The organism is Janthinobacterium sp. 67 (assembly GCF_002797895.1).
Classification (GTDB): domain Bacteria; phylum Pseudomonadota; class Gammaproteobacteria; order Burkholderiales; family Burkholderiaceae_D; genus Janthinobacterium.
On the sequence record NZ_PGES01000002.1, the window covers coordinates 49442 to 74328 of the forward strand.

The 24887-nt window shown below is 55.4% G+C and carries 18 protein-coding genes, 1 tRNA gene and 4 pseudogenes; 14 read left to right on the forward strand and 9 right to left on the reverse strand.

Annotation, left to right across the window (positions count from 1 at the left end; genetic code table 11):
• Positions 1 to 813 precede the first annotated feature (813 nt).
• Positions 814 to 1982, forward strand: a protein-coding gene (locus CLU90_RS28100; RefSeq protein WP_100429255.1) for an IS3 family transposase whose coding sequence is annotated in 2 segments (ribosomal slippage) — positions 814 to 1078 and positions 1078 to 1982 — 1170 coding nt in all. Because the reading frame shifts where the segments join, the coding sequence is not laid out codon by codon here.
• Between the two features lie 153 nt (positions 1983 to 2135).
• On the opposite strand, the gene CLU90_RS29540 is transcribed toward CLU90_RS28100, so the two are convergent.
• Positions 2136 to 2233: transfer RNA gene (locus CLU90_RS29540), tRNA-Ser, on the reverse strand.
• 473 nt (positions 2234 to 2706) lie between these two features.
• On the opposite strand from CLU90_RS29540, the gene istA reads away from it, so the two are divergent.
• From istA to CLU90_RS28115, 3 genes are all read left to right on the forward strand, one after another.
• Positions 2707 to 4224, forward strand: coding sequence for an IS21 family transposase (gene istA, locus CLU90_RS28105; protein ID WP_100429632.1), 1518 nt, complete (start codon positions 2707 to 2709; stop codon positions 4222 to 4224).
• Positions 4217 to 5032 carry an IS21-like element helper ATPase IstB gene (istB, locus tag CLU90_RS28110; protein ID WP_100429633.1) on the forward strand — a complete coding sequence of 272 codons (816 nt, stop codon included), beginning with the start codon at positions 4217 to 4219 and terminating at the stop codon, positions 5030 to 5032. The genes istA and istB overlap by 8 nt, the downstream gene beginning before the upstream one ends.
• A gap of 322 nt (positions 5033 to 5354) precedes the next feature.
• Complete coding sequence (locus CLU90_RS28115; protein ID WP_232731419.1) at positions 5355 to 6023, forward strand: low temperature requirement protein A; 669 nt, start codon at positions 5355 to 5357, stop codon at positions 6021 to 6023.
• Between the two features lie 129 nt (positions 6024 to 6152).
• Here the strand turns inward: CLU90_RS28115 and tnpC are convergent, their stop codons facing one another.
• From tnpC to tnpA, 3 genes are read right to left on the reverse strand one after another with little or no spacing between them, the layout of a single operon-like run.
• Positions 6153 to 7739 (reverse strand): IS66 family transposase, encoded by a 1587-nt coding sequence (gene tnpC / locus CLU90_RS28120; protein WP_100427868.1) that lies wholly within the window; start codon positions 7737 to 7739, stop codon positions 6153 to 6155.
• A 29-nt stretch (positions 7740 to 7768) separates the two neighbouring features.
• A complete protein-coding gene (tnpB, locus tag CLU90_RS28125) occupies positions 7769 to 8116 on the reverse strand; it encodes an IS66 family insertion sequence element accessory protein TnpB (RefSeq protein WP_100427869.1) in 348 nt (115 codons plus the stop codon).
• Entirely contained in the window at positions 8113 to 8499 is a 387-nt protein-coding gene (gene tnpA, locus CLU90_RS28130; RefSeq protein WP_100427870.1) for an IS66-like element accessory protein TnpA, read from the reverse strand. Before tnpA ends, tnpB begins: the two co-directional genes overlap by 4 nt.
• 45 nt (positions 8500 to 8544) lie before the next feature.
• On the opposite strand from tnpA, the gene CLU90_RS28135 reads away from it, so the two are divergent.
• The gene (locus CLU90_RS28135; protein WP_100429634.1) at positions 8545 to 9279 is read left to right on the forward strand and encodes an IS6 family transposase; all 735 of its coding nucleotides are present in this window, start codon (positions 8545 to 8547) and stop codon (positions 9277 to 9279) included.
• A gap of 305 nt (positions 9280 to 9584) precedes the next feature.
• On the opposite strand, the gene CLU90_RS28140 is transcribed toward CLU90_RS28135, so the two are convergent.
• Positions 9585 to 10859 (reverse strand): integrase domain-containing protein, encoded by a 1275-nt coding sequence (locus CLU90_RS28140; protein ID WP_083287467.1) that lies wholly within the window; start codon positions 10857 to 10859, stop codon positions 9585 to 9587.
• Positions 10860 to 11959: 1100 nt separating this feature from the next.
• Here CLU90_RS28140 and CLU90_RS28145 point away from each other — a divergent pair.
• Positions 11960 to 12790: pseudogene (locus CLU90_RS28145) on the forward strand (IS4 family transposase); the annotation flags it as partial.
• 75 nt (positions 12791 to 12865) lie between these two features.
• Here CLU90_RS28145 and CLU90_RS28150 read toward each other — a convergent pair.
• The gene (locus tag CLU90_RS28150; protein WP_070224723.1) at positions 12866 to 13153 is read right to left on the reverse strand and encodes a hypothetical protein; all 288 of its coding nucleotides are present in this window, start codon (positions 13151 to 13153) and stop codon (positions 12866 to 12868) included.
• Here CLU90_RS28150 and CLU90_RS29775 point away from each other — a divergent pair.
• A pseudogene (locus CLU90_RS29775) lies at positions 13065 to 13253 on the forward strand (IS6 family transposase); the annotation flags it as partial. The gene CLU90_RS28150 and the pseudogene CLU90_RS29775 overlap by 89 nt on opposite strands.
• A gap of 449 nt (positions 13254 to 13702) precedes the next feature.
• Here CLU90_RS29775 and CLU90_RS28155 read toward each other — a convergent pair.
• Positions 13703 to 14275: a S49 family peptidase gene (locus CLU90_RS28155; RefSeq protein WP_131690080.1), complete on the reverse strand. Its 573-nt coding sequence runs from the start codon at positions 14273 to 14275 to the stop codon at positions 13703 to 13705.
• A gap of 700 nt (positions 14276 to 14975) precedes the next feature.
• Here CLU90_RS28155 and CLU90_RS28160 point away from each other — a divergent pair.
• Together CLU90_RS28160 and CLU90_RS28165 are read left to right on the forward strand one after the other, a co-directional pair.
• Entirely contained in the window at positions 14976 to 15407 is a 432-nt protein-coding gene (locus CLU90_RS28160) for a hypothetical protein (RefSeq protein WP_070300259.1), read from the forward strand.
• A gap of 734 nt (positions 15408 to 16141) precedes the next feature.
• A complete protein-coding gene (locus tag CLU90_RS28165; RefSeq protein ID WP_100429635.1) occupies positions 16142 to 17137 on the forward strand; it encodes a tyrosine-type recombinase/integrase in 996 nt (331 codons plus the stop codon).
• Between the two features lie 170 nt (positions 17138 to 17307).
• On the opposite strand, the gene CLU90_RS28170 is transcribed toward CLU90_RS28165, so the two are convergent.
• Positions 17308 to 18624, reverse strand: a complete 1317-nt coding sequence (locus CLU90_RS28170; protein ID WP_100429636.1) for a replication initiation protein — start codon at positions 18622 to 18624, stop codon at positions 17308 to 17310.
• A gap of 290 nt (positions 18625 to 18914) precedes the next feature.
• Between CLU90_RS28170 and CLU90_RS29545 the strand changes: the two genes are divergently transcribed.
• The 3 genes from CLU90_RS29545 (at position 18915) to CLU90_RS28180 (ending at position 22091) form a co-directional block, all read left to right on the forward strand.
• The gene (locus CLU90_RS29545; protein WP_131689677.1) at positions 18915 to 19166 is read left to right on the forward strand and encodes a hypothetical protein; all 252 of its coding nucleotides are present in this window, start codon (positions 18915 to 18917) and stop codon (positions 19164 to 19166) included.
• A gap of 784 nt (positions 19167 to 19950) precedes the next feature.
• Positions 19951 to 21030, forward strand: a complete 1080-nt coding sequence (locus CLU90_RS28175) for a ParA family protein (protein ID WP_070289355.1) — start codon at positions 19951 to 19953, stop codon at positions 21028 to 21030.
• Positions 21027 to 22091: a ParB/RepB/Spo0J family partition protein gene (locus CLU90_RS28180; RefSeq protein WP_131689676.1), complete on the forward strand. Its 1065-nt coding sequence runs from the start codon at positions 21027 to 21029 to the stop codon at positions 22089 to 22091. Before CLU90_RS28175 ends, CLU90_RS28180 begins: the two co-directional genes overlap by 4 nt.
• Before the next feature lie 601 nt (positions 22092 to 22692).
• Here the strand turns inward: CLU90_RS28180 and CLU90_RS28185 are convergent.
• The gene (locus CLU90_RS28185) at positions 22693 to 22944 is read right to left on the reverse strand and encodes a helix-turn-helix domain-containing protein (protein WP_332870878.1); all 252 of its coding nucleotides are present in this window, start codon (positions 22942 to 22944) and stop codon (positions 22693 to 22695) included.
• An 877-nt stretch (positions 22945 to 23821) separates the two neighbouring features.
• Between CLU90_RS28185 and CLU90_RS28195 the strand changes: the two are divergent.
• Both CLU90_RS28195 and CLU90_RS28200 read left to right on the forward strand, forming a co-directional pair.
• Positions 23822 to 24512: pseudogene (locus CLU90_RS28195) on the forward strand (IS6 family transposase).
• A 50-nt stretch (positions 24513 to 24562) separates the two neighbouring features.
• Positions 24563 to 24868, forward strand: a pseudogene (locus CLU90_RS28200) (error-prone DNA polymerase); the annotation flags it as partial.
• Between the last annotated feature and the right edge of the window lie 19 nt (positions 24869 to 24887).

Here is a 24887-nt window from a genome sequence, read left to right on the forward strand (position 1 = left end):
CCGTGCGGCCGCCGCCCTGCCCGCGAAGTTCCCGCTTCGCGGGCAGGGCGGCGGCCAATGACGATCTTTTTCCCCGATCGTCGTTGCCCCTGTCCGCCAGGGTGCCGATGCGGCGCTGTTAAGGACGATCTTCCAGAGTCTGCGCGCATGATCGGGCTGCCGGCGGGCACACGCATCTGGATCGCTGCGGGCTTCACGGACATGCGCTGCGGGTTCAATGGCCTGGCGGCCAAGAGCGTCCGGTGCACAATATTTTGAATGGATGCTAACTGCAATTTCAGCGAGGTGACATTATCGCTATAATGTCGAGGTATCTGTTAGTGCACCCCATTCGCACGTGCCTTACCTGCTGGGCGTGGCGTGCCGCGCGTCGTCGCGACCTCGAACTTTCATCGCTGCGGTGCCAAGCGAGTTGTGCGGAACTGTTCTCGTGCTTCGCCGACATCCGCACGTTTGACCTGCCGGTCAACAATTCCTCACCTTACGGTCAAGCAGTTCTGGCACGCTCGACACCACAACGATGCATGCCACCGCTGGCCCCGCGGCCTGGCCGCGCGCAACTGGGCACCGGTTCGGCCATGGCAAGCGAGCACGAAGCGGATTAGCGGCTGTAACGGAACGCGTCGATTCCCGAGGGTTGACGGAGACGAATGGCGCGCCGTCCGCACGGCCGGCTGTATGAGTGGCTTGATGCAACGCAAGTCAACGCATGGTATCGTGCAGCCTGATGGTGATGAAACGCTTGCGGTAGGTTGAGGTACCCTGACTTTTTCGGACACTCTAGTTTGGTAAACTTCACCAACTGGAGAACTTATGACACGCTCAACAACATACACACCGGAGCTTCGGGAAGAAGCGGTAAAACTGGTCCTGACACAAGGCCTGACGCTGGAAGACGCCGCGTTGCGTCTCACCATTCCCAAGGGCACGCTAGCGAACTGGGTCAGTGCGGCAAGGCGCGGCACGTCGCCCAAAGTAGCCCCTGGTAGCCGCTCCGTGCCGGAGCTTGAGGCTGAGGTAACCAAGCTGCGCAAAGAGCTTGCCGAGGCACGCATGGAGCGCGATATCGTAAAAAAAGCGGCAGCGTACTTTGCGCGGGAGTCGCTGCCAAGTACGCGGTCATGAAGACCTTGCGACTCGAATTTCCTGTCACCATCATGTGCCGCGTCTTTAGCGTCTCGCGCAGCGGTTTCTACGCTTGGGCGAACGGCAAACCGTCGCAGCGGGCGCAGGACGACGCACGCCTGAAGGTCGCCATCGAGGCCGTGCACGCGCAGAGCCGGCAGACTTATGGCCCGTTGCGCATGCAGCCGGAACTGACGGCGCAAGGCTTTCCGGCCGGCCGTGATCGTATCGTCCGTCTGCGTCGCGAGCTCGCCCTGCGCTGCAAGCAAAAGCGCAAGTTCAAGGCCACCACGAACTCGAATCATGACCTGCCGGTGGCCGACAACCTGCTCAATCAGACTTTCGCGCCGACCCGGCCGAACGAAGCCTGGGTGACCGACATCACCTATGTGGCGACCGGCGAGGGCTGGCTTTACCTGGCCGGTATCAAGGACGTGTTCACCTGCGAGCTGGTGGGCTACGCGATGGACGAGCGCATGACGCAAACGCTGACGGCAACAGCACTGTGGAAGGCCGTGCGCAACAAACGCCCCGCGCCGGGCTTGATTCACCACTCCGACCGTGGCAGTCAGTATTGCGCCCACGACTATCAGAAACTGGTGACGCAGTTCGGCATGAAGCCGTCCATGTCGCGCCGAGGAAACTGCTATGACAACGCGCCCATGGAAAGCTTCTGGGGCAGCCTGAAAAACGAGCTGGTGCACCATCAACGTTACGCGACCCGGGCCGACGCGAAAGCCGCAATACAGGAATATATCGAAAGCTTTTACAACCGCCAGCGACGCCATTCGCGCCTTGGCAATGTTCCGCCCGCGTTGTTCGCTGAAAAATTCAGCAAACAGCCGCGGGTGGCTTGAAACAAGAGTGTCCGCTATTGACAGTACACCTCAGGTCTTCAGCCTGACTTGTCTGCCGCCCTACTGGCGCATCAAATACAAAAAAGCAAATCTCCTTAATGGAGATTTGCTTTTTTGATTAGCTCAATTCATGATAACTTGAGCATGATAATCTGGAGGCGAGGACGGGAATCGAACCCGTCTAAACGGCTTTGCAGGCCGTATTGCAGAGTTAAGAATCAAGCACTTGCACGAAAACCTCCCAATCCGCCTCCCAAACCATGGGAGAGCGTGCTCAAGGTTGACAAGATTACCAATGCCTCCTGGCCCCGTACGTTTCAAGAAATGCGTTTCGGCTCTTGCGGAGGGGGTGTCAGCAGAATCTCCCTATGAAAAATAGTCCTTGATGTTGTCCATATCGTCTATCAGTATCCTTCCAACTCGATGAGACGTCCGCTGCGCGTGTACATACATTTGGCAATCGCCATACTCGTCCAGTGCCACCGGGCGCACCCTCCGGGCCGAGCAAGCGGGTGCGCTTGTTGCCGGTTACAGTGGATAAGCTGCTAGTATTTGTGCAACTGGCACCCGACGATGACACCGCGCGAAGCGGCTCGTGACGGTCCCCATGTTGGCGCCGACCGAAAACTGACCCACCTATAGCTGTTGTGCCGACCCAAAATTGACCCAGGTGTTCTACTGCTCCTGCCTACTTATTAGGCGGGAGATATACAAGGTGATCACCATGGAAATGTTAGGCAAAGTTCGACGTATGCATCTGCGCGACAAGCTGTCGCTGCACGAAATTTCAAAACGCACGGGACTGTCCCGCAATACGCTGCGCAAGTGGCTCCGGCAGCCGGAAGAGGCTGTGGTTTCCCCTCCGAGCTACCGGCGCGGCGCGGTATCGACCAAGCTCGAGCCGTTTCACATCAGGCTCGAATTGGCCCTCAAGGCCGACGCGCTGCGCATCAAGCAGAACCGGCGCACCAGCAAGGCTTTATTCCTTCACATCAAAGCCGAGGGCTACACCGGCAGCTATAGCCGCGTCACCGATTTCACCCGTGACTGGCGTGGCCGTGAAGGCAACGCGCCGCGCGCTTTCGTGCCGCTCAGCTTCGAGCAGGGCGAGGCCTTCCAGTTCGACTGGAGCGAAGAAGGCCTGGTGATCGGCGGCATCTACCGTCGCATGCAGGTGTCGCACATGAAGCTGTGCGCCAGCCGCGCGTTCTGGCTGGTGGCCTATCCGAGCCAGGGTCATGAGATGCTGTTCGACGCCCACTCCCGTTCCTTCGCGGCGCTCGGTGGTGTGCCGCGCCGGGGTATCTACGACAACATGAAGACGGCGGTCGACAAGGTGAACAAGGGCAAGGGGCGGATCGTCAATGCCCGCTTCGCCGTCATGTGCGCCCATTATTTGTTCGACGTTGACTTCTGCAACGTCGCCTCGGGTTGGGAAAAAGGCCTGGTCGAGAAAAACGTGCAAGACAGCCGGCGCCGCATCTGGATCGAGGCGCAGACCTTGCGTTTCGCTTCCTTCGTCGAACTCAACGTCTGGCTGGCCGGGCGCTGCCGCGCGCTGTGGGACGAGGTGCGGCACCCCGAGCACCCGGCGTTGAGCGTGGCCGAGATGCTGGAACAGGAGCAGTCGCAGATGATGCCGATGCCCACGCCGTTCGACGGCTACGTGGAGAAGCCGTCGCGGGTGTCGTCCACCTGCCTGGTGACGGTGAGCCGCAACCGCTACTCGGTGCCGTGCGAGTTCGCCGGGCAGATGGTCAGCGCGCGGCTGTATCCGGGCAAAGTGTGCGTCGTCGCCGGCGACGCCATCGTGGCCAGCCATGAGCGCGTGGCCGAGCGCGGCCAGGTGCTTTACGACTGGCAGCACTACGTCCCGCTGGTGCAGCGCAAGCCGGGGGCGCTGCGCAACGGCGCGCCGTTCGCCGACTTGCCGGCGCCATTGCTGCGGCTCAAACAGGGCCTGCTGCGCCATGCCGGTGGCGACAAGGTGATGGCGCAAGTGCTGGCCGCCGTGCCCACGGCGGGGCTGGCGGCGGTACTGGTGGCGGTGGAACTGGTGGTGGAGTCGGGGGTGCTGAGCGCCGAGCACGTCGAAAATGTGCTGGCGCGGCTCAATGCCGGCCCGGTGCCGGCGACGGTCGAGACCAGTTTGCAATTGAAGGACGCGCCGGTCGCCAACACCGGCCGCTACGACAGCCTGCGCGCCACCGGCGGCGATCTGGTAGAGATCGATCATGCGTGATATCGCCGCCGAACTGAAGGAGTTGCGTCTGCACGGCATGGTCAGCGCCTGGGACGAATTGAAGGAACAAGACGAAAGCGCGGTGGCGGCGTCGACATGGCTGATCGAACACTTGCTGCAGGCCGAGCATATCGACCGAGCCATGCGTTCGGTCAGTCACCAGATGTTTGCCGCCAAGTTTCCCTTGCATCGCGATCTGGCCGGGTTCGACTTCGCATCAAGCAAGGTCAATCAGCCGCTGGTGCGCCAGCTTGCCACGTTGACGTTTACCGACACGGCGCAAAACGTCGTGCTGATCGGCGGCCCGGGTACCGGCAAGACCCATCTGGCCACCGCGATGGCCGTGTCGGGCATCGCGACCAAGGGCAAACGGGTGCGCTTTTACTCCACGGTCGACCTGGTCAATGTGCTCGAGCGCGAGAAGCGCGACGGCAAGGCGGGCCGACTGGCGCTGTCGTTACTGCGCATGGACCTGGTGGTGCTGGATGAACTCGGGTATTTGCCGTTCAGCCAGGCCGGCGGCGCCTTGCTATTTCACTTGCTGTCGAAATTGTACGAGCACACCAGCGTCATCATCACCACCAACTTGAGCTTCGCCGAATGGTCGAACGTGTTCGGCGACGCCAAGATGACCACGGCGTTGCTGGACCGGCTGACCCACCATTGCCACATCGTGGAGACCGGTAACGAGTCGTACCGCTTCCAGCACAGCAGCATGGCGGCGAAGGGAAGGATCAAGGCGCGGGAACAGAAGCGCAAAGCGGACAAGGCAGACCCGAACGCCGCTGGGGAGGATGAAAGTGAGTAAAAACGAATAATGAACTAAATCGTTTATATCGTTAAATAAAGCGCGAAAGCGGAAGTGGAATTCGTTCCGGGCTTCGCCCTCCACGAATTCACTTCCATATTTGGTACACTTATCCACAGCTACCACTCAAAAAAGCAGCACCCCGCCCTGGGTCAAATTTGGATCGGCGCGGTGGGTCAATTTTAGGTCGGCGCCAACAGTCCCCAAGCCAAATGCCTTCTTAAGACGCAACAGCCACTGGCGATGTTGCGTAAGCACACTTGTCAGGCGAAATGCACAATACAAATATTTCGAACCCAATCGCCGTGCCACCTGGCTCGAGTTGTTCTTCGACCTGATTTTTGTGGTAGCGATCGGTGACGTAACGCATATCCTGAACCACACGCACGAGGGTCATCTTGCCCCACTGCAGTTCTGGCAATACGTCCTCGCCTTCATCCCCTTGTGGTGGATATGGGTCAGCCACACGATGTATGCCAACCGGTTCGACGCGGATGACCGGAAGCATCGGCTGGCAACCCTGTTCATCATGTTCCTGGTGATTATCATCTCAGGCTTGATCGACCAACGATTCCTGGCCAGCTTCGATGCCATCATTGTTTGCTACGCTTGTTCGAAATACATCATCGCCATAATGTATTTCGTGTCGAAACATCGGCACAAGGAGAGCGCGCAACTCACAACGGCAGTTGGGTGGGTGTCCCTCGCCGGCGCCACCATCAGCCTCGCTTCAATTCTGTTCCCGCCGCCGCAGCGATACGTCGTGCTCTACCTTGGAATACTTTTCGATCTGGTTGCCTTCGTCTTTTTTTTGCCGCGTCGTCTCCAAGGCATCCCCGTGCATACCGAACACCTGATTGAGCGTGTGGGCCTGCTCACGCTCATCTTACTGGGCGAGTCCGTTATCAGCCTGTCGACGGGGCTGGCCAATATCAGCTGGACTATGGAGGGTTCTGTCGCATTAGCATACCGTCGATGGCCGATCAGGTAAGCTACGGCGCCCGAACCTTGGATGAATCGCCATGCTCAACTTCAAAGTAAGCGTAAAGCCTGCGCCGTCTTGAGCCTGGCGTTGATTTGCTAGATGATGGCATCACACCGCTGGGAAGCGGCGTGTTGTTTAAGCCGAAGGGAGCTGCGCGGCGCAGTTCCAAGGCAGGAAGTCGTCGACCTGATTGACCGGATGATCGGCGATGTTGGTCAGCACATGGCGCAGCCAGGCCTCGGGGTCAACACCGTTGAGCTTGGCCGTGCCGATCAGCGAGTAGATCGCGGCAGCACGCTCGCCGCCGCTGTCGGCACCTGCGAACAGGTAATTGCGGCGGCCGATGGCGACACCGCGCAACGCCCGCTCGGCGGCCGAGTTGTCGATCTCAATGATGCCGTCGTCGCAGTAACGCAGTAACGCCGGCCATAGGTTCAGCGCGTACTGGATTGCCGCCGCCGTGTCCGACTTGCGCGACAGCTTTTCAAGCGTGGCGCGTAGCCAGCCATTAAGCTCGTCGAGCAATGGTCGTGATCGTTGCTGGCGCGCCAGTTGTCGTTCGTGCGGCGGCTTGCCGCGTATCTCGGCTTCGATCACATACAGTTCGGCGATGCGTCGTAGAGCCTCGGTCGTGATGGCAGATGACCTGGCCGCGTGCAGGTCGTAGAATTTTCGCCGTGCGTGCGCCCAGCATGCCGCCTCCTGGATGGTGCCGTCGACGTACAGCGCATTGAAGCCGGCATAGGCGTCAGCCTGCAGCACGCCGCTGAAGCTGGCCAGGTGGGTTTGCGGATGGATACCCTTGCGGTCCGGCGTGTAGGCGAACCAGACCGCTGCTGGCGTGGTGTCGCCCGACGCGCTATCGTCACGCACGTAGGTCCACAGCCGCGCTGTTTTCGTCTTGCCATTGCCGGGCGCCAGGACCGGAATCGGGGTGTCGTCGGCGTGCAGCTTGGCGCCAGCGAGCACATGGCGCCGGATCGCCTCGACCAGCGGGCGCAGCAGCGCGCTGGCCGCCCCGACCCAGTTCGCCAGCAGCGCACGTTCCAGTTCGACGCCTTCGCGGGCATAGATCACCGACTGCCGGTATAGCGGCAGATGGTCAGCGAACTTGGCCACCAGGATATGGGCCAGCAGCCCCGGTCCGGCAATGCCGCGCGCGATCGGCCGGCTTGGCGCCGGTGCCTGCACGATGGTGTCGCAGCACTTGCACGCCAGCTTCGGACGTACATGACGGATCACGCGGAAGCTGGCCGGCACGAACTCCAGTTGCTCGGCGACGTCCTCACCCAACTTGCGCAGCCCGCCACCGCAGGCCGGGCAAGCCTCGGCCTGCGGTTGATACACGCGCTCGTCGCGCGCCAGGTGCTCCGGCAGCGGTTTGCGCGCCGACTTGGTGCGCGGTGCCTTGTCTGCCGGCGGCCGCTCACGCTCGGCCTCACCCTCGGTCGCTTGCAGGTCTTCCAGTTGTAGTTCCAGCTGTTCGATCTGGTGGTCCAGCTTCTCGGATTTGCGACCGAACTGCATGCGACGCAGCTTGGCAATCATCAGCTTCAGATGCTCGATCTCGACCTCGGTCGTCGTCAGTTGCGCGCGCAGTCCTGACACCAGCTCGTCGTGCGCGGCGATGACGGTGTCGCGCTCACGCAGCGTCTGCTCGGCCGCCAGCAGCAATGCCTTGAGGGCATCGATGTCGTTGGGCAGATCGGCTGAATTGAGCATGGGCCAAGTTTACGCGAGGGCGCCGACGTTTACAAGCCCGACGATGGTTGCCAGGTGCGTACTGGCTGGCGCCAGTCGATGCCTTCGAGCAGCATCGACAGTTGGGCCTGCGTCAGCGTGACCGTGCCGCTGCTGGCCTGCGGCCAGATGAAACGGCCCCGCTCAAGCCGCTTGGCCAGCAGGCACAGGCCGTCGCCAGTCCACCACAGCAGTTTGATGATGTCGCCGCGCCGGCCACGAAATACAAACACATGGCCGTTGAATGGATCGGCCTGCAGCGTCGTCTCTATCTTGGCCGCCAGGCCGTTGAAGCCGCAGCGCATGTCGGTGATGCCAGCGACGATCCAGATCCGGGTGTGGGCCGGCAGGCCGATCATGGCAGCAGCCGCTGCAACACCAGGTGCAGCACGGCAGTGTCAACGGCGCCTTCCAGCCGCAGCCGCGCTTTGCCAACGGTCAGTTCGATGATGCCGCCGCACGCTGGTGCCTGCTCGGCCACGGGCTGTGCCATGACCGACGCCACCACCGTCACCGGCAGCAGTGTGCAGACATTATTGCCAGATTCCTGCTGGCCTTCTCCGAACAGTTTACGCCAAGCGAATACCTGATTGGCGTTGAGGTTGTGCTGGCGGGCGATGCGCGAAACGGATGCGTCAGGCAGCAGCGACTGGGCGACGACGGCCCGCTTGAATTCATCGGAGTGGCGCCGGTAGCTGCCACGTTTTGAGGGTCTTGCGACTGGTTGAATTATTGTGTCCATAATCGAGTTTGTGGACACAATCGATTTGTGTCTCAACCTCAAATCATGCTGGCAGGAGTAGTCAAGGTAAAGACGGCGCTGGCTTTACGCTTACACTTCAAAGGGATGCGCTTTCCGATCGATGTGATCCTGGTCTGCATTCGCTGGTACGTAGCATACCCGCTGAGCTACCGGCACCTGGAAGAAATGATGGAAGAGCGCGGCGTATCGGTCGACCATTCGTCGATCAATCGGTGGGCGATTCGTTTCCTGCCTCTCGTCGAGAAGATGGCCCGGAAACACAAGCGCCCGGTCGGTGGCAGCTGGCGAATGGATGAGACGTATATCAAGGTCAAGGGCGTCTGGAAATACCTGTACCGCGCCGTCGACAAGCAGGGCAAAACCGTCGACTTCCTGCTCACGGCCAAACGCGATATGGTCTCAGCGAAGCGCTTCTTCGACAAGGCGATGGGAGCGCACGGCGATCCGGACAAAGTCGCGATGGACAAGAGCGGGGCCAACAAGGCGGCGATCGATGCGATCAACGCCAGCCGTGACGTGCCGATCGTGGTGCGCCAAGTCAAGTACCTCAACAACATCGTCGAACAGGACCATCGCGCCATCAAGCGGGTAACCAGTCCGATGCTCAACTTCAAATCGTTCCGCGCCGCCCACTGCGTGCTCGCCGGCGTTGAGCTCATGCACATGATCCGCAAGGGCCAGTTCGCAATCAACGGAACCGATGCGATGTCGTTCGCCGACCAATTTTATGCGCTGGCAGCACAGGTCCGTCCAGTTTGAGGCACCCCAGTTCCTTTCCTGGAAAATTCCGTCTTCGGATCAACAACGCGACACAACCCGACCACTTCTTACCTGTCAAAGAATGAACACCAAAATACTACTGCGCGGCATCATTTCCTAGCAGGCATCGGTGATCGCGACACGAGCGGCAGAATTTGGCGATTATGGCTTACCGCACGGCAAAACGAAGATTGACATTAAATTAATCTGTTGGCAAGTTCCTCTTTAACATGGTGTTCAGTTTAATAATGGGCCTCAGCCATGCGCGCTAAACCAAATCGGGGTAAAGATTGGCGCGATTGGCTCTACCGACCAGCATTTTTTTGATCCATGCCGGGGAGTGAACCATGCGAAGTGCGAGACGAAAAGTGATTCGACGCTGCTTCCAGGGCCGCTATGTTTTGCGGACCAAGTGACAACCAATCTGTGCCATGTCGACTGCTGTGAAATTCCCACAAAAAATGCGCCACTCGCGGATCGACGTATGCCTTTACAGCCATCAGTTCTGCCGTCAGTACCGAGCAGTCCTTCAATCGCGAGCTTGGAATGTCTGGCGAAAGCTCTTCTTTAGGAATAGCTTGTACGGCCGCGGCGATAGCGTTTTTAGTCCTATCTACTGGATCAGGTCCCACATCACGACCGAATGATCCGTAATAGGCAGATGTAATGCTCTTCCGGGAGTGCCCAAGCTGTTCGCTTGCTTGTTCACGTCTTAAATCGAGATCCTCTTTCGACATTTGGCCGGGCCCGCCGCCTAAAGTGGGCGGAATAACCGATGCAATTAAGGCGGCATTCTCTGCAAACTGAGCGCGCAGGCCGTGACCTGTTACTTTCGTCATTGCCTTCGTTATCCCAATCTTTGCCAGCATCCGATGCCATTTTCCGAGGCTGAATTTGATATCTGCTACGCTCCCATCGTGCTTTGTGGTCCATCCGAGATGCTCTGATTTCTTCACCATCGATTTAACCTGATCCAGCACTATCCTCTGCTCCGTTGTATCTATGTAGATATCTCGAGGCCGCCCGCCTTTCGTTTTGTATGCGGCGAAACGATCGCCACGATCAACTTTCCAAGGGTGGCACTCGATGACCTCATGGCGACGAAGGCCAAAAGCGACTGCAACGCGAAGCATTGCTCCGAACCGGCGATCAAGCGCGTCGGCCTCTCTAATTTTTTCTCTAACGTCGATACCATTTTCTGCCCAACTCTTGCTTGTAATGGCAGCGGTTTTGACGCGCAACTTCGCTCTAGGAACATCAGGAAGGTAATGATGGACGTTTTTGACCATCTCACCTTTACCGATCCACCGGGCGAAAATTCGCAGGTACGAAAGGTTGGATTGAATTGTCTTTGGGGTAAGTCCCGATTGATACCAAAACTCGCAAAGCGCCTTGACGTGTTTGTCACCCAAATTCTCCGGATTTTGGAGGCGGAAATTCAAATTCACGAGGTGACGGAAGCTCGCGCGCAAAGAGTCGCCTATGGCAGTCTTCGTTCGTTCGCTGGCTACTTTCCCGTTGACGCGGGTGCCCGCTTTCAATTGCAAAATTGCGTTGAGTTGCGAGATCAAAGATTTCATGTCAGTCCTTTTCTATAGGTTCGCCAGGCCGCATCCGTATGCATTCGAGTGAACGCACACGGATGCGGCATGACGGATGCCGTTGGTAAAAAAATCATCAAACTGCCGGGGAAAGGGACCCAAACGTAAGCACACTAATTTCACACTGCCACCCCTTTTGGCTTGAGGCAATATGTCGACTCCTTTCGGAAGGCGATCGCCGAACATGATGCTGTTAGGCCTGGAACCCTCACGTGGTTTCTCACGCAGCGCGTCCTGCCCTCATGGGCAAGTCTTTGGTGGCGCTGTCACCAAATGGTCTTTCTCACGTCACGTGGACGTCGCGGAGGCAGCACTGGCGCCGGCGCAGGGCCAGCGATTCATGCGTCTGGGAGCTTCCAGATATCCGCCCTTCTGTGTCTCTAAAAATTTCGATGGCCCGGACCGGGGTCGACGGCGTAGCTGCAACTGAGCTGCTTGTGGCGTTCCGGCAGCCGGCCCTGTTTTTCTCGCATAGCAGCGCGAAAAATCAGGTTCAGTGGGAAATCAGTGTTCCTAAGCGACGTCTAACCCTGATGTAGCTTGGGTTTCGCTGTCACTCAGTGTTCGTCACAAGTTTGCGCTCGAAGGAAAAAAACGGCCAAAGATGGCCTTGGGCTAACTGCATTACGAACTATTTAAGGTTGATGTACCAAGGTATTAGGCTCTGCCTGGAAGATTGCCGCTCAAGCGGCGGTAGAAATTGGTGCTTTTCGATTCCGAAGGAACTGAAAAGATGTCTAGTGAAACAATGCCGCATGGCGACGGATAGATATTAGCAGTTTGGACTGCTGCAGATCAAACGAAAACAGATAAAAAACGCATCATATTTGGAATCTCAGTTCATGAGTGCAAAGTATCTTACCGCCAGCGCAGCAAAGTGCAGCGAAGTGCGACTTAGTGCAGCAAAGTGCAACGTAGTGCAGCAAAGTGCGGCATTTTTTAAGGATGGATGTAATCAAGAATATAGGAGATTAAGCGTGACTTGACTGTTAGCTCACCTCTTTATACATAACTCTTGAGCGCCCCTATTTCAGGTAGCGTGCATATCGTTGGCGCCGACCTAGAATTGCCCCACCGTCATGGCGGCGCATTCGCCGGACACGCGACTGGTGTATGTGGCCGACCGCGAAGCCGATTTGGTGCCGTTGATGCTGCAGGAGCAAGACCTGGGCACGCCGGTTGACTGGCTGGTGCTTGCGTAGCACAACCGCTGCCTGCCAAAGTTGGAAAAGCTCTGGCAGCACACCAGCGCCGCAGCGCCTCTCGGCGAGATCGTCTTTGACATGCCGGCGCGGCACTGCGTCAAGGCGCGCAAGGTGCGTCAGCAATTATGGGCGCGCAAGGTGGAACTGCCAGCGGGCCAGGGCAAAACCGTCAGCGCCACCTGCCTCATCGCCCGGGAAATCTATGCGCCGGACCGTGCCAAGCCGATCGAATGGCGCTCGCTCAATAACTGCGACGCTGACACGCTGGCGCAAGCGCAGGAAATGATTGACTGGTATTGGGCGCGCTGGGAGATCGAGATTCTGTTCAACGTGCTGAAAAACGTCTGCAAGGTCGAGGAGCTTCAGCTTGGCTGCATCGCACGCATCGAGCGCGCCCTGGCGCTGTTCATGATGGTGGCGTGGTGCATCGCATACCTGGAGCGCACGGGCCGGACCTGCCCAGACTTCGACGCCACGTTGTACTTCGATCAGGACGAAATTGAAGCGGCCTATCTGCTGCGTGAAAAACCGGCACCGCCAAAGGCAACAGTCGATCAGGTGCTGAGCCAAATCGTGTGCTTCGGAGGCTTCCTGGCGCGCAAACGCCACTGGGACCCCTACGCGGAAATCATCTGGCTTGGATTGAAGGGTCTACAGGTGGCCGTCAAAAATATGCGCACCGTGCGCAGGTTTGGGCAAGGATAGACTTGTGTATAACATGGTGCCTAGAATGGGCCGTCTGTAAGCATAGAGACGAGGTCTCGATATCTTGTCAGTACATCAGTGTTTCACTGAAGAGCGGGTGAAGTCTTTTTTGATGAATTTGAAAACAGAAACAAACGGCTCAAAGAACAAGCGTGTGTCTGCGACTGCAATTTTTTTGATGTGCTGGATAAGTGCGATCATGTTCATGCTCCTTAATGTCCTTTTGTGTTGCTGTAAATGTACCTGCAGATGCGGGTAGTTGTCAACAAAGGGCAATCGCGCCATCAAACGGGCGACCAGACCGATGCTCAACTTCAAATAGTTCCGCGCCGCCCACTGCGTGCTCGCAGGCGTCGAGCTCATGCACATGATTCGCAAGGGGCAGTTCGCAATCAGCGGAGCCGATGCGATGTCGTTCGCCGACCAATTTTACGCGCTGGCGGGCAAGGTCCGTCCGCAATGACCTGGACAATGCCCTTCAAGGGAAATTCCGCCGTTTAATCAACAACGCGACACAATCACTTCCAATTCGTCGTCTGGCCTGCCTCCTGGTTTAAGCCGTGACGGAAATGTCGGGAGATATGCAGGCGCGTGAGCCTTTTGTCGACGAACATACCTATGGAAATTCATGATCGGCAATTTACCAATCAATGCCTTACGTCGGTGATGAGGGTTGCCATTTCGAACGCATTGCGCTTGCTATAGTTGCGGGCATTTCTGCCGTGGTAACGATATTATTTCTCTATCTAAGTTGGTAACGCTGTCGCGCAATGTATTCGTCAAATACCGCCGCTATCGAGGAAGAAAAGACGCTACTCATCTGTGCAAATCCCTTTGGGTACTCACCGAAGTCGAACGCTTCCAGGTTATGTTGTGCGGCCACGAAGTCGTCGACCGTGCCGATCTCGTCAATTAGCCCAATTCTCTCGCCTCCACACCGCTCCAGATCTCACCACTGCCGTAATTCACGCCGAGCTGGAGAACCCGCGCGCGGCCGTGTTCAAGTTTGAGCAAAAAGGTATGGCCAACATGGTCGACCAGATACTGAGCCTTGATTTGCGCATCCTTGCTCAGTGGCGTGAACGGATTCAGGAACGCCTTGAGGTGACCGGACGCGAATATCTCCTGCGAGATTTCAATCCTGTCCAGCGGGCGCGACAACTGCCATGGTGCGATGATCGCTCCAATCGAACCGACCAAGCTGTACTTGCCAGCGATGATTTTGTCAGCTCGCAGGGCGATCATATAGGTTGCCGATGCGCCGACGTTACTGATCACCGCAACTACCGGCTTAGGATTTTTTTTCTTGAAGGTCGCGACGGCGTTACCGATTCGTTCAGCCTCCATCGGCGCACCGCCAGGACTGTCGATCGCCAATACTACCTGGATGATACGATCTGATTCAAAAGCGCGCTCGATCAAGGGGAAAAAGCTTGTCGGCCGATACCTTCGACGTTGATAATATTTCGCTATCAATGTGGACAATGCCGATCAATGAACTAAACGCACCCAGTCTGGAGCCTGATACCTGCAGCAGAAAATAAAGTCCAAACAGCAGCGGCATTAACACCAGCACTGACCGGAATGCCATGTTGAGCCTGCGCGCGAATTTTCGATCGCGCTCCAAAACCAAGCGCTAATATTTGAAGCCAATGCGCTGTTCTCGCATCTCAGCCACCAAGAGGAGGACGAGATTGGCTGATTCCAGAATCGGCTCGTTTTTGCTGTCGTCGTTTACCATGACATATTTCCCGCGAGCGATAGGTAGAGATAGCTAGCGCCAGTTCCCGCCCCAACCCGATGCAACCGTTGCTGCACTGCGGTGTCACCTAGCCCGTACAGCTGCCCGACTTCCTAGTAAGCTTGTCCCGCCATCACGTACTTGAGCATGGCAATTGATTCGGCAATATACATAGGGTTCATACGCAGCTCCATGCAATCTGGATTGCCTTATCATGTCTTGGCCACAGTGGCATGGCGCACGAAAAGCATACGGTTTTCGCGGTGTTATTTACTTTACGGAAAAATCGGCGAGTATTCCCTGGTAATTGGTCGGTTCGGCCACAATGCACATGCTCACCCGTTTGTGAACGGCATTGGGAGCCCCGCACCATTGTGCATGTACATACGGTATAGGCGGATAGTAAAATATCAGCATTGCGGCATGGTGCCGACGGAGAAGTCAATGCTGAACGTGACGAACGCCACTCGGATTGCGGAGCTTGAGAGGGCGCTCGAAAATGTCGTGGAGTATTTGAAAAAATTACCCATTCATCCCATGCATAATGCAGCGATCAACGCTGCTGAGCACAAGCTACGGCCACCGTACGCAGGCAGCCTGCTAGAAACCGTCAACCCCGTGTTCAGCACGCAGTGTTATGCCCCCAATGGCATGTTGACGCTCGCTGCCCTGGTGACGCCGCATAGCGTCGTGATTACAACCGCCAAGGTTGCGGTACCGAGGTTGCGTGAAGCACACCTCTTCCGGCTGAACCAGAAACTGGAATCGGGTGTGGTGCTGCCGGCATTGACTCCAGCAGGCCAAGCCGATTGTCCGGAAATCCAGGCATTATTGGCGCTTCATGGCGACCCAGACCCGAGCAGCGGAGCCACATAATTGTTGTCCATGCCTCCATGCCCTGCCGCCCTCCACAAGGCACCTGTGCTACCTTCCCACTGCCTACACACTTGCCAGCTGGCACACTGACTATTCTCCCTATCTCGCAACCTAATTGTTGACCCATGCCAGCTCTTTGGCTGACAGAAAATAGGCGCGATGTCGTGTATGTCTGAATGGTGAAAGTGGCGCGCTTCCTGTGGCGTCGCAACAGGAAGCCTGATTCATTAGTTCCGTTATGGCGTAGCTGGACTTTACTGGCACAAATTCATCGTTTCGGCCATGCTGAGGTGGGCTAGCGGCAACCGAATCATCTCGCAGACTACCTTCTTGCAGCTGTGGCACATGTCTGTCCAAGGTGTCAGTCATGTCATTACGCCCACGTCATTGGCCACCGCGTTGCACCTGCTGGTCAAGGCGGCATATCGGTAGATCGCATCCCATGAAGCGACTGAAACAATAAATTTCTATTATCTGTGCAACCAAAATGCAATTAACCAACATGTAAATATAAAACAACAGTACATTGCCAAGCCACTGACTACGGTGACTCTGACGTCCTCACTAAGCGCGATAAACTAAAAAAATCGCCACAACATCAGTCAAACAAAAAGCGTCTACAGAGCAAAACCTCGATGATTGCCGTAAAGCGACCAGTCACGGTTAAAGCAATCTACCTATGTTGGTTAATTGCATTTTAGGATAAACTGACAGCCTGTTTACTCGCCTGATTGATGATGACATCACGCAAGCTCTGGGACGCCAGTCCGCTCACCTGTTTCAAGGCATTTGTCAAAACGGCAGATTTTGTGGAGATCACCAAACAAGCCGTGCTCAAGGAGCGACCGCCCATTTCCGACAAATCTGCGCTGGTCTATATTTCGATGTTTCGTACCTTCGATCGTTGGATGAGCAAGCATCACAAGATATTCTCGGTGCTTGGCCAAGACGATTTATTGCAATTTCTAGGTGCGGATGACGATGCTGATAAGACGTCCTCCCAAAGGCTCAACAGCAAAATTTCTTATCGCTATCTGCGCCTGCTGGAACGATGCTTCGACTATTTGCAAGTGGTGCCTAACCCTGCGCAACATGCCATTTTCCAGACATTTCAGGAGGGAAAATTAGCAAAAGATGCTACCACCGTCGCGCTGCAGGAGCATCAAATAGCCGCCTTCCTCGATGCGCTGCCCTCGGCCCCGATTTCCCGCCGACCGGGATCGGCCAACTGGAAGCGACGCCGCGACCGCGCGATGCAGATCACCATGCTGCTCGGCGGACTGCGCGTGGCGGAGGCGGTCGGCCTGCTGCTGACAGAAGTCAGCGAACAGACTCGCTTTGACGACGGCCTCGAACTGGACCTGACGCCGGCAGAGAAGCATGACACCAGTTACGCCCACACCACCATATTGCCAGCTACTGCTGCGGCCGAGCTGCTCACTTGGCTAGCCGAGCGTGCGTGCTTGCGAATCCCAGGTCCATATGCCTTTCCTGCCGATTTGCAAGGCGCCATGCTCAACAAGTCCACGGTATACCGACAAGTGAAGGCCACTTTTCAACGGGCCGGCATCGACGATGTTCCGCGAACCGGCGGCCGGACCTTGCGCAACACCTTTGCAGTGCACGAGCTGCGCAATGGCATGACCGTGCCGGAATTGACCGAATCACTTGGGCTGGCACTCGAGCGCTCTACCCAGCCTTATCTGGATATTACCAAGCAGGTAAAGTGACGACCAGGTTTCTCTGAGCCAGACCAGGCTGGCAAGCAGCACCATGGCTTACCCTATTCATTTCCGTTTTGTCGTATAACGTGCCCTAGTCAGCAAGGCAAAACTGGGAAAGACAGCCGGGCTGGCGCCAAGGGAGTGCTGCGGTTGACGGTCGGACTGCCATGCCAGTTCTATTTGAGCGAAATCGCACCGGTTTGCAGCGCGAACTGGAACAGGTCTTGAGGCGTTGGCTCCCCCCAATGTTTTTTTGCCAGCCAGGCAAACAGCGGCACCATATAGCGCGAGGTGCGCTTCTCATTGTCCTGCGGGACCTGCGTCACTTTGCTGTCCTGGGCAGCGTTATACTCCGCGATCACCGCTTCCCGATCCACCTCGAGCATCTCGCTGAGCATCGCTTCGGCTTCAGCATTGCGCGTTTGTGTAAATTTCGTCTGGATGTCACGCATGGCCTCCATATCTTGCGTTCCCCCTGCAGGCGCTTTTTCAACCACATCCGGCGCAAAATTGCCCTCCAGTGCGCGTTTCAGGTACGCGCTCGGACTCTTGATGGCAGGCTGGCTTTTATCGCTCACGCGTGCCATCGTGAATTTCCAGTGCGCATTGATGACCGCAGTCGGATAGGTGGCCAGGATTTTCTTGCGGTCGCGTGCCGACAAGCCCAGGTCCTCGAGACGCTTTTCCCACTCCCCTTTGTCGTCCACATCGGGAATGGCGCGAAATATCTGCTTTTCTTCCACGATAAACTGGAGATACTTCACGCTGCGACTGCCATCGCGGTTTTCAATCAGCTCGATGGTTAGATCGGACTTTTCATTGATCTCCTTGATGGCCGGCTTGAGCTTGTCCCGCTTGAAAATCTTGTATTCGTTAAGGATGGAGGTTTCGCTCACCTCGCCGTAAATGCACCAGCGCCAGTCCGTCCAGGTCATTTCATTGGTACGCTTGGACGGATTGGTGCGGAAGCGGTTGACCCATTCGTACAGCGCGGCAGCTGGATCCAGACGGAATGTGCGCTGGATGCGCAGGTCGAGGCGAGCATAAATTTTGGAGTCGAATAACATCGGCTTGATCTGCGCCGCATAGGAGTAAAACACCTTGTCACGATCGAATGCGACAAATGGCAGCAGGACGCACGAGGCCCACATCGGATCGCCGTCCTTGCGCAAGAAATCCCACTGCACCGTCAGCTTCTGCATCTGGGTGAGGGCTTCTTTCAAATGCTTCCGGTTGGGCGAACTGTAGCCAATAATGCGCATCAGCTCCTCGCGCGAGATCGAGTAAGTTTCGGTTTCCAGTCCAGGATTCCTGGCATGCTCCTCTAGCGCATGCTTGAGCATGGCATTGAAAGCCAGGCGCTGCGTCTTGCTCTGGATCCCCCCCGTAATGGCCATGTGAATGGCTTGCACGGGCTTTTTCAGAATCTCTGGTTGTTGATCGAATAGCAGCGCGAGCGCCATTTGCGAACCGGGGGTTTCTTCTGGGGTCATATCTTCTGGAGGTGAGAATTTGGCGGTTATTGTTCACCTTATCAACGGCGGCGTCAATCGCTTTCCCTCAAGCATCAGCGAAGACCTCTGTGCGCCGACCTGGCCAATGCCTGCGCGAAGCGAAAATGATGCCGCTGCAATCGGATTCGCGCGGTTACCACTGAGCCCCTGCAGCTGCTGCCTGGCGCCTGTCGCTCTGTCCCAGGCACAGCATGCTGCCGGCACCGCGCCGATTCTCCGACTGGCCTCCAGCCGCACTGGCGAGAGGTGAGCTTTTCGGTTGATTACGCGTGAAAATCAGCACAACGCGCGGTACGCCAACCGGCTTGCCAGGCGTCTCTAGGGAAAACCTGACGAAAATGTTGCCCGCGCACCTACGAAATCCATCTTGGCTATCAGAAAAGCTCACCTTTACGCGTCTGTCAGCCAAGATGCCTATTAAAAAAGCTCACCTTGTTGCATTTGTCGCCCGTCCAGCCTATCAGAAACGCTCACCTTTCGCCTTTATCGCCAATTACCTATCAAAAAAGCGCACCTTTTGACTTGCTCCATCGACAATGGAGCATTTTTGCTATCAAAAATTCGCACCTTTCATCCCATAATCATTTATTTTCTGTGGCCGCATCATTCTGCAAGTGAAAAAATAAAAGAAAAAGCTCACCTTTTCATAATCCTACGCCTCAAACTATCAAGAAAGCTCACCTTTCGGTAAAAAAGGCCGCTTTGACTATCAAAATACCTCACCTTTTTTGACGTTGACTGAATTACCCTATCAAAAACCCTCACCTTTTATCTCTGCAGCATGGTGGCATGCTGCATGGCCTTCTGCTCTTGTGAACTCGCTCAGGAGATCATCTAACGCGAACCAGCGATTCTATTGCATTACCGATCACTTTCTTGGCCGTATCTGGGGTACGCACACGCCATTGCTGAAAAAATGGGCATAAAAACAGAGATATCCACAGCTACTATCAAAAAAACGCACCTCCAAACATATCCACATCCGTTGGCTATCAAAAAAGCTCACCTGTAAACATACCCACATCCCTGCCCTATCAAAATAACTCACCTGTAAACATATCCACAACCCTAAACCGCCTGAAAAGAAGCGCCACGCTCACGCTGTGCCGGTTAAAGGTTAATTAAAGGTTTTTAAAGCTTTTTGGAATTTAATGAACTTCCAGGCTCACTCCGTGCCAAGCCACCTTCCCATGTTTTGATGGATAACGCTTCGCTGCTAGGTTTTTTCCATTAAAGTCGAAAAATCCTTGCAACGGTAATGATAATTTGCAAAAATAGCGTCAGTGAATTTATAAGGGGAATCTCTTGACCCGTAAGCCTTTCAAAGTACAAGCCGTTGCGACCCTGTTGGGTATCAGCGTCGATGCCGTGCGTCGCGACTCCGATGATGCTGGTCTGCAGATTGAACGCCAGCCGGGAGAAGGACCCAAGACGCGGCTGTTCAGTATCGAAAACATTTACGATCTGGCCGCCTATCGCGCAAAGAAATATGGCGTGACAGCGAAGGCTAAACGCATCGTGACCGTCTATGCGCCAAAGGGTGGTGTTGGAAAGACAACGCAAACGTCTAATCTGGCCGCCATATTTGCGTTGATGGGACTCAAGGTTTTGGTTGCTGACCTCGACTTCCAGGCCAATCTGACTATTTCCTATGGATATGATCCCGAGCTGACCCATGAAGAAGCGATAGAGTCGGGGTTGCCTCTGTCGACCTGCGTTGATTATCACCTGGGCCATTTGCTACCGCAGTGGCAGACCAACGGTCAGCCACCAGAGCTCAAGGACGTGCTGAAGAAACCTTTTGGCGAAAATGGTCCGCACCTGATTCCGTCCGAAGTGACGCTGGACCGGCTCGAGGCCTTGTTTACGGTTGATGCCATCATGAGCAAGAAGCCGGAACTGGCGATCGCGCGCTTCCTGGCAGAAAACCGCTCCGGCAAGAATAAGCAGATCGATTTGTCGCAGTATGATGTAATCATGTTCGACGCCCCTCCCGCCAAGAACCAGACCACACGCGGAGCCCTGTTGGCAAGTGACTATGTGATCGCACCGGTGTCGATGGAAAAGTACAGCACCAAATCAGTGTCATACCTTGCAGGCGTCCTGAGTGAAATGCAGCAGGAACATAACCGCTATCCTGAATTGACGATATTGGGTAACTTTTTTGACATGACGCGCGTGCGTGTCGCTGCACAGGTCATAGCGTTGACGAAGCAATATCCGGATGCCTGGCTCGACAAGCAAATCAGTTCCAGCGAAGAGTTTAAAAAGGTACTAAGCGATGATGAAGGCATGCCGCTGGCGTTGGCCAGACCAAGCAGCACAGCAGCGCGTGAGTTGCGCGAAGTGGCGAAAGCATTGATTGAGAAGATGGGAATACTGTGAAAAACAAACAAACCGAATCGCAGTTTGCCGCCACCCTGGCCGCTCGCCTGGGCGCTTCGGCGCCTGCTGTGGCAACACCAGCCATGCACATGAACGCGGTACCGCACGGACCGTCAAAGTCTCTGGAGGACATGCTCAAGGACTCGGATACGCCTGCTGCGGCGACAAATAATGGATCACCTATCCCGCCTGCGCAAACGACGACATCGGATATGGCTGGCGAGGCTGAACACAGCATGATCGTTAAAATCGCAGTGCAGGATCTGGTTGATTCGCCTTGGCAGCCACGTCGCCGCTATGACGAGACAGCGATTCAAGCATTAGGAGAAACACTGAAGGCACGCGGCCAGGATGAACCGATCCGCGTGCGAAAATTAGCCAGTGGCAAGTACCAGCTGATCGCTGGCCACCGACGTACGCGTGCCGCACGACTAATCGGCTGGGCAGAACTTGATGCCAACGTCATGGCGCTGGATGATCGTGAAGCTCACCAGGCAACGTTGTTGAGTAACGAGACCAATGAAGGATTAAGCGATTTCGAACGCGCTCTTTCTTATCGTGAACTGATGTCGGAAGGATTTGCGGAGACGCAGAAGGACGTTGCGCGTCTGACTGGGTGTTCGCAGGGACGTGTCTCCCAGTGCTTGGGCATGTTGAAACTGCCACCGGTCGTCCTTGATCTGCTGGAAAAGTACCCTGCACTACTGAGCTACCGTCACGCCAAAGTGGCTCAGGAGATGCTCGACAAATACCCTGATGCTTTATCCAAGATCACGACCACGCTGGACACGTTGATTGACAAACCGGATCTGGAACCGAACGAACTGAAAGTGTTAATCAGTAAGGCGCTCGAATCCAAACGTCCGCGGAAGGCAGCAGTCGAGCCCCGTACCATCGGTGACAAAAATGGTCGCTCAGCCTTTAAAGTGCGTGTTCACGCACAACAAATCGTGATCAATATCGAAGAAGGCGTCGATGTCGAAATGGCCGGCAAGCGCACGTTAGCAGCGCTACGGCAGTTTGCGGAGTCGCTGGAACTGCCCGCAGAAAAAAAAGCTTAATAATCAAAGGCTTAGATTTTATTTATTTTGGCGCATATAGGTTTTTTCCTTTAAAATCAAATACTTAGCTAATTTTATTAGCTGCTAATATTCGATAAGCGTCCAGCTTTTCTGCGTTTTACTAGCGAACGGCATAGCCGTTGCAAGTATGGAAGATATACTTGCAGCGGCCTTGTCCACTTCTCGCCCTGTTCACTTGTTCAAGTATCACGCTGTATAACTTAACGTTCCCCAATTATCGTTCAGCATTTGATGGGCAAATCATACTGTACATTGCTCGTAATAAGCACGAAGGGCGAGGTTAACAAAGGGATTTCCGACCACCTTATCGCTTAGCATTGCTGCAGTTAGATGATGGCATGTTCAATCGAATTCAATTTGGAGACTTCTGACTACAGTGCTAGTCTGTGACTTCGTGTAGCCCCTACCACACTGTTCATCCAACTTGTGAAGGGATAAACAGCGCTGTCCGCTCATCGACCAGATCCTAGACTGTTCGTTTGCTCGCAGAATTGACCCACTCTGTTTAACTTGCCTTCCGTTACCTGGCAAACGCTGCCACGCGGTCGTATAACCCTGCATAGCCCAGCTCTTTCAGGTCCTAATGGATCTGCTTCAAATTGCGCCGCTGCTTACGCGGTTTAGTCGTCTCGGCCTTGAGCCACCTAGATAGCTGTACTGAGTATTTGTCTAATCCGCTAACTGACCGCCGCTCCGAGTAGGAGGGCTCAGTGGTTTCCGATCGCAGGTAGCGTCGGACGGTATTGCGCGAAATATCCAATCGCCTAGCGATTTCTCGTATTGAGATCTTGTCACGAAGGTGCCAGAGTTGAATGATGCCGAGTAGACCCATGTCGGTCACTCCGATCTCCTGCCGATAAGACAGGTGGAATTGTGCTACTAACCTCGGTCAGATTCCGTTGTAAATTCGTGAGGAAAATGGGTCAATTTTCAATGCAACTTAACAAACATTACTTAGGTGGGCGCTACTGAATAGACCGCAAAGCCACTTATCGCTTGGAAATCAATCAACGCGGGAGGATGCTATCTTCTGCAAATGCTAGATTGATTGGAGTAGCATTATTTGACAATCATATTGCAATGAGTGTATCGATTGCTGTAGATGAGTGTACCGAACAAGAGTGTAACGTTCGCAAGAGAATCAGGGATGCAGCGTTGCAAGTTCTTTATCGTAACGAAAATTACCTGAAGTATAAAATACGTTAAAAATCAATGGCTTAGCATATCGCAATATTTTTAAATATAGATTTAAGTCAATGAAATCAATGACATACAGAATTTTATTAGCTGCTAATATTCAGCGAGCAGGAGGGCTGATATTTTTGAAACTGGAAATGGCCTGTTTGCTTATGTTGCCGTCAGTAGTGTTTCAAACTGCACATAGATGATGAGACAGCGAATAGGTTCGATACGGCCTGTCCAGCATTCATAGGCGCCCGCATATCGCCGATAAAAATGTTGGCCTTCGCCGAAAAAGTCTGCCAGACGATGTCCAGATTCGCGGCCCGTTGTATCTGGCTTGCGAGCGCATCGATCAAGGCGCCAGCAACACGCCCGTCCACGTTTATAAAGCAGCCTATGCAATAGTTCCTGCTAAAGGGCTTCGAGGTGGATTGGTGCGATGCTCAAGATATTGGGTTCTATTGCATTAGCGAAGGTCGACGAGCCTATCAGGTAAGTTACGACGCCCGAACCTTGGACGAATCGACATGCTCAACTTCAAAGGAATGCGCTTTCCGATCGACGTGATCTTTGTTTGCATACGCTGGTATGTAGCTTATCCGCTGAGCTACCGACACTTGGAAGAGATGATGCAAGAGCGCGGCGTGTCGGTCGACCATTCGTCAATCAATCGGTGGGCGATTCGTTTCCTGCCCCTAGTCGAGAACATGGCCCGTAAACACAAGCGCCCAGTCGGCCGCAGCTGGCGCATGGATGAGACCTACATCAAGGTCAAAGGCGTCTGGAAATACCTGTACCGCTCCGTCGATAAGTAGGGAAAGACCGTCGACTTCCTGCTCACGGCCAAGCGCGACATGGCCGCAGCAAAGCGCTTCTTCGACAAGGCAATGGGAGCGAACGGCGATCCGGACAAGGTCGCGATGGACAAGAGCGGCGCCAACAAGGCGGCCATCGATGCGATCAACGCTGGCCGCGACGTGCCGATCGTGGTGCGCCAGGTCAAATACCTGAACAACATCGTCGAGCAGGATCATCGCGCCATCAAACGGGTTGCCAGGCCGATGCTCAACTTCAAATCGTTCCACTCCGCCAGCTGGTCTCGCCGGCATCGAACTGATACATATGATCCGCAAGGGCCAGTTCGCCATCGACGGCGTCGATGCGATGTCGTTCGCCGACCAATTTTCTGTGCTGGCAGGAATGGTGCGCCCAGTTTGATGTGCAATGTGCCGTGCCGGAAAAATTTCGCCCTTTAATCAGCAACGCGACAGAACCGCAGCGAGCGCTTCGAGCTGAGTGATGTGCCGCCAGAAGATCCCGGCACGTACGAAATGATCTGCCAAGCCGACACGGTTGGCGTCTTTCAAATCGAGTCACGTGCGAAGCTGTCAATGCTGCCGCGTATGCTGTCACACACCTTTTACGACCTGGTCATTGAGGTCGCCATCATTCGGCCTGGTCCGATCCAAGGCGGCATGATCCATCCCTTCGTACGGCGCCGGCAAGGTCTCGATCCGGTCTCATACCCTAGTGCGGAAATTTGTGCCGCTGCGATGGACACTTCCACCTCGCCAGACCAACGGTTTGTTTGAG